Origin of the sequence: Dyadobacter sp., from assembly GCF_051859145.1 — a bacterium.
Taxonomy (GTDB): domain Bacteria; phylum Bacteroidota; class Bacteroidia; order Cytophagales; family Spirosomataceae; genus Dyadobacter.
Map to the genome: position 1 here is coordinate 1 of NZ_JBHYGF010000255.1, position 6,210 is coordinate 6,210.

The 6,210-nt window shown below is 46.3% G+C and carries 3 protein-coding genes; all 3 read right to left on the reverse strand.

All coding sequences use genetic code 11. From position 1 onward, the window contains the following. Window positions 1–4,113, reverse strand: a 4,113-nt coding sequence (locus ACTIE6_RS15135; RefSeq protein WP_439557434.1) for a translocation/assembly module TamB domain-containing protein, incomplete at its 3' end; no start/stop codon positions are given. A 126-nt stretch (window positions 4,114–4,239) separates the two neighbouring features. Further along, the gene (locus ACTIE6_RS15140) at window positions 4,240–4,953 is read right to left on the reverse strand and encodes a hypothetical protein (RefSeq protein ID WP_439557435.1); all 714 of its coding nucleotides are present in this window, start codon (window positions 4,951–4,953) and stop codon (window positions 4,240–4,242) included. A 250-nt stretch (window positions 4,954–5,203) separates the two neighbouring features. After that, window positions 5,204–6,210: outer membrane beta-barrel family protein (locus ACTIE6_RS15145; RefSeq protein ID WP_439557436.1), on the reverse strand; the 1,007-nt coding region annotated here is incomplete at its 5' end.

Genomic DNA, 6,210 nt, shown 5'->3' on the forward strand with positions numbered 1-6,210 from the left:
CAAAGTCAGGTCGTAGGAGCCTTCTGTCAAATCGTAAGAACCGAGCAGGAAAAGCTGTCCATTTGGCGCGATACCTGTATTCAGCTGCGCATTTCCTTTGAGCCTGATGTTATCTCCATTCAATTCGTCGATCACTACTTTGAACTCCGACTTGTCGTCTACCTCCACGTCCAGTGAGATCTGCGAAGCAAAATCAACAATAATTTCCTGCTTCTTTTCGGCCGAATCTGCTTGTGCTACCTGCGTGGAATCACTCATATCCACAAACTCGATCACACCTTTTGTAGCGTCGCCAGCTTCCGTCGCATCATTTGGCAGTACCACAGTAATGTTGCTGCCCGGATCAACTTTCACACTTCCGTCAATTACCGACTTGCTGCCAACCCCTTTTACAGTCAGGTTTGCGTCAATGTTCGCTTTTCCGAAGAAAAGCTCATTTTGCTTCTGGGTTGAATTAAGCACATTGAAATTCTTGCCTGAAATGGAAAGGTCATAACCCACATTCGGGATATTGGCGATGTTCACATTACCATTGATTTTCATCTGCTGGTTCAGTGAATCGGCAATGGTGAAGTTGTTGAAATTGATCGTTTGTCCATTGAAATTGATCTTCTGGTTACCCAGCGAGTAGCGGGAGCCCAGCTGTGTCGCATTGAATGCAACATTGTCGAAGTTCAATGCACCGTTCAATCTTGGACTGTCAGTAGCGCCAGTTATTGCGATATCTCCGGTCAGGTTACCTTCTGCCCGCTGCAATTCGCCGAAGCTGAATGCTTCGATCGTTTTTGCACTCAGCTTTTTAAGATCCATTTTGAAATCCATAGGCGTTTTGGATTTCAGGTTGTAGCTCCCGTCAACGCTGATATCATTCTGGGCGCTCACCAGCGACATTGCGACGCGGATCAGATTTTCGGTTTCATTGGTCGATTTCAGGGAAAGATTTCCGACCGGGATTGTTGTTACCGCAAGACTGTCAATTGTAAGCTCGCCAGTATACACCGGTGCCACCATATAATTGCTCAGCAACACTTTTCCATTCAAAATCCCCGTCGCCATCGTAGAGTCGCGGGTAGCGATTTCAATCAGGTTACCGATCGAGATATTCGCCATTTCTATATCCAGCGGACTGTTTGGTATCGGCTCTGTCGAATTGATTGTCAGCGACTGTTCGCCGTTTTTGATCACAAAATCTTTGACATAAACACTATCCGTCGCGTACTGAATGTAGCCCGCAGTGTCAGTCTCCCATTCGCTGTAATTCAGCAGCAGGTTTTCGCGCAGGTTGAGGCGATAGCTGTTGTTGGCAACCGCAAGATCCCCTTTTATCGCATGCCGCTCCGTGTTGACTGAGTCTCTGACCACAAAGTCAAACTTCACATCATTGTCATTGATCTTGCTTTGCAGCGAGGTGTTTTGAAGTCTGTAACTTCCGGTATTCACAGATCCGATATTTGCATTCAGTGCCGCATTTTCTTCGACACTGCTCAAATCCACAGAAACACGTTCAATGCGAATGCTGTCATAATCCACCATCGGAATACTTAGCCGCGCCACGATCGACGAATCTTTCTGATTATCCATTTTCGCATTCAGCTGCACTTCGTTCATTTCACGAAGCTGCGGAACAAACATTTGCAGAACAGGGTGGTTGGTAACTGTTGCCGCCAATGTAAAATTAACCGGTTTGGTTACTTCATTGTAAGTCAGACTTGGCGCTTTGAAATGTTTTCCAACCTCGGTCAGCAATGCGTCGCTGAGCTCGGTATAGGAATAATCGCCTTCCATTTTTACCTTCAAAAACGGTGAATCAATGTTCGCCTGCTTTTGGCCACTTGAATCCGTCAGCGCCATGTTAATGTCTGATATACCAATCGGGCGGCGGTGGTGAGTTAGTACCAGGTTATTGATATTGACAGTCCCAAGCGGGTTTTCAGGATTGGTTGAAGGCATATCTACCTTCATGTTTCCTTTAATCTGCAGCGAATCCGAATACAGGTTTAAAGCAGTCAAGTCCAGGTTATCGATTGAAACGTCTGCTTTAACGCTAGGGTACTCTTTTGAAAGATCCGCCTGCGCAGTAAGGTTCACATCGATGTTACGGTCCTGCATATCCGCAGTAATGTTGGCGAGACCATGGTCAACATCGCCTTTCAGCTGCAAATTCTGGTATACATACCCTTTGATATCTGCACTTGCAATGGTACCGTCAAGCCGCGCCTTCATTGTTTTGGGTGCATAACCAACTCCTTCCAGGTCGGTGCGGAGCGTCAGCTTGCCCATTTCCTGCGGCGGCTGTTTGGTTAATTTACCCAGATCAAAATCCTGGAATGCGAGTGTTCCGTTATATTGGGCTCTGATACTGTCTGTAATATTTTTGAGATTTCCGGAGAATGTACCTGTACCAAAAGAAGTATTGATAGTCGTGGTCATTGTTACATTATCCATCGAACCCTTCACTTTTCCTGAGATCTTGATGTTTTCAGGCAGCTCAATGGAAGCAGGTACCGCGCTATCGGGCAGCATTTTCAGCAAATCCTGCTTGCTGGATGAAATCTCATTGATATTCAGGTCCATCGCCAGCTTTTCTGCCTCCGGTAACCCCTGTACGCGGCCATTCACATTCAGTACAGTTCCATTCAGCATCCTGAAATCCGCTTTCGAGATCAGCATATCATTAACAGACCCGGTAATGTTGGCCGATCCCTGTACCACGCCATTTGGTTCTTTGTCAAAAGGCGGTGTTTTAGCCAGATCCGGCATGAGCAAGAGTACATCCGCGAACGAAACCTTGCTATTGGTCAGTCTGAGTTTGAGTTTAACCTTCGCAATATCTTTGGTAAGCTGGTCCATGTTGGCATAACGCAGGCTCAGCTCGTCGCGCAAAATGGTATTTGGAGTCCTTACAAGCAGGTTGCGGAGGTACGTTTCCTGTTCACCGTAAGCAAAGTTGGTATGGAATTCCTGTAACTTAAACCCGCTTTTCTCATTGAATGAACCCGATTTCAATGCGCCGGAAATTACTTCGGGCGAGAAGATGAAATCCTGCAAATCAATGTTCAGATCTTTTACATTCAAATGCGCAAAATCCAGTCCTTTTGGCTGCGCCGCCGTATTGTTATCGTCGTAACGGATATCATTATTTACCAACCTGATCTGACCTACTTTTACAGTCCAGCCCGGCGTTTCGGAAGCGGTTGTATCTGTATCTTTCTTTTCAGGAGTTTTAGCCTTTTTCGCAAACTCGGCGAATAGCGACATATTTTCCAGGTTCAGATCTTTCACATCCACCTGCTGGCTATCCATGAAAAGCTTGTTGATATGCCCCTGCAGTTTTCCGACAGATACTCCGTTTTTCAATCCCGAAACTTCATCGTCAAACTGAAATTTGAACTGGCTGATCAGGATATCTCCCAGTTTCAGGTCCAGCGTGTCGCCTGGTTCCGTTTCAGGCGGCGGGCCGGCTGCGGCTGTTTTTAGCGGGGCATACATACGGAGTTTCGCCTGGCTGTTCAGCAGAGCCACCATAGTAGGGTGGTACTGCGATTTGGTAGGGTTGAATTTGTCAAACTCGACGTGCGCCGAGTCGATCACCGCAATCGCATCCATTCCCGTTACCGCGTCGCGGTAGGATAAACGTACCTGTTTAAGCGAGATCTGGTCCAGCCGCATTTCGAGGGGAGCGGCAGTGGTATCTTCAACCGTAGTAGTGTCGGTACTGGCAAATGCGTCGACGATAAACTGGAAATTGAAAGTCGTATCCGGCAGCACGCGGTTGATATTTGCATTAATGCCTTCCAGCTCCACCTTGTTGATCCCGATATTTCCCTTAATCAGGCTCCACATATCCAGGTCTACATACAGCCGCTTGCCGGATGCCAGTGTATCGCCGTGGGTATCTTCAAAGTAAACACCTTCCAGCAGGATCCAGTCGGGGATATCGAAGCGGACTTTCTCAATGTTTACATTCGTTTTCAGTTTTTTACGCAAAAATGAATTCGCCTGGGATGTAAGAACATTCTGGCCGTAAGGAGTTGTAATTCCCCAGATCAGCACACCAACCAGAATAAGTATTGTTAAGATTACGATTGCCAGTACCTTTAATGCTTTCTTCATCCCTTGCTTTTGAGCCCGCCCGAATTCCAAGGCTGGTGGTTTAAATTGCTTCCCGTTTGTATAAAAAAGCTGGACAGCCGAAGTCCTGTCCGGCTATCCAGTTCATTTTTTGATTTATCCTGGCAATTACCTTTTAAAAAGATCCGCGTTAACAGGCTGATTCACTGTTAATGCAGACTTGATAGTAACCGGTTTCTTGTCAGCTGTATTGATCTCTACCAGCTTGGAAGGAAATGAAATCCCGTAAGCCGATTTGGTGTAATCAGACATATCGGTTGTAGTTTCCACTCCGCCGCTTGTTTCTCTCTGGCGAACCAGCAAGCCTGTTTTAGCGTCAAAGTACAAGTTGTACTTCACACCTTTTCCCTGCAGTTCTACCTGGTTGACCTGTACGCCATTCAATGTTTCGGTACCAACAGTAGTAGCTATCAGGCCCCTGTTTTTATAATCGATAAATGGCGCGAGCATCTCATACATTTCAAGTCGCATACTCTGCTGCTCAGCCTGGCTCAGGTCTTTTACATCCATTCGTTGTCCAAGCGGAACTTTAATCCATCCCTGATCACCTTTAACCGTATACACGAAGCTGCGTTTCATGATGGTTTTAGACTTGTACATGGATTGTTCCGGCAGGGATACCGTAACGCTTGCATCATAAGGAGTAGCAGCGGCCGCACTGTAGCTGCGTTTCATGCTATAAGATTTCACACCGTCCCAAAGTGCCTTACCTCCCGTTGCTTGATAGAAATTATTGAAAATGGAATCGGCAGGTAGTTTTTGAGCAAAGGAAGCACTGTTGATCAGCATCAATGCGACCAGGATTTTCCAAGTGTTTTTCATTTGTATCATCGTATTGTTTGTTTAAAATGTGTTGGGAATGTGGTTTTTCGATCATCGTCCCATTTCAGCATTTTAGATCAGCCAGCGTGCATAAGGTTTAATCTTGCCCTATACGCCTGCTGTTTTGCAGGAGTTGCAAAAACCATTCCATGTAGTCGGGTTAGCTGGAATATCCATGATAATATAGGTAAAACAAAAAAGGAAGAGCTTGAAGGCCCTTCCTGACTTGTGTTTCGTGGTGACATTTTCCTTATGCATCGTCCCCGCTTGCAGAGATCTTGCCAAAGCGATATTGGAATGTAAGGTTAACCTGGCGGTTTGTCTGCTGCCATAAAGAGCTTTGAGAGTACGTTTCTGTCATCAGCTGACTTTTATAGGCTCTCGACAAAAATATATCCTGCACATTAAACGAGATTGTGGCCTTTTTTTCCAGAAGATCCTTCCGGATACCCATATTGGCGATAAAAACACCTTCGCGTGTACCCTGCGCAATTGCTCTCGGACCTTCGTAATTCACATAAGCAGAAGCCCGGAAATCGGCCGGCAATGTAACAAATGCATTCAGGTTACCCGAATAGCTCCAAGTACGGTTGTCGATCTGTGCGACCTGGGAAACAACTTCACTCCTGAAAACCCGGCCGCTTCCATTGATTTTAAGAACATCGCCGATTTTTTTCGAAAAATCGGTTTCAAAACCGTAAGAAAGCTCGCGGCCCACGTTGTCGTATCTTGTCAAAGAGATACCCGACTCATCGAGCGTGCGGATACGTGTGATCGCATTGTTGCTGTAATCCATAAAAAGGGAAGGACCAAAGCCGCCTGCATCTTCGTAGTTCGAGTAGCCCATTTCTGCTTTGTGGGTAAACTCGGGACGGAGGTTAGGGTTACCCGACTGAATGTTCCGTGGATCGGATACGTCTGTAAATGGATTGAGCCAGTCAGCTTCGGGGCGCTGCACGCGGCGGCTGTAATTCAGTTTAAGTTGCTGCGCGTCGCCCAGCTTGCGGGTAAGCGCCAGTGAAGGTACCAACGTAAGGAAATGCACGTCGAACTTGCGGGCAGCACTGATCTGGTTGATTTCCTGGTTGTAATCTGTTACCCTCAAACCAACCCGCATTCCCCAGTCATCCGTTTTTTGTGAAAACGTCATGAAGCCCGTGTAAGTAGCGTCTTTGTACCCGAAAATATTACTGATGTTTTCGTCAAATATATACGCGCCGGTTTCGAGATTTTTATTGTAAAATGAATTGGTATTAT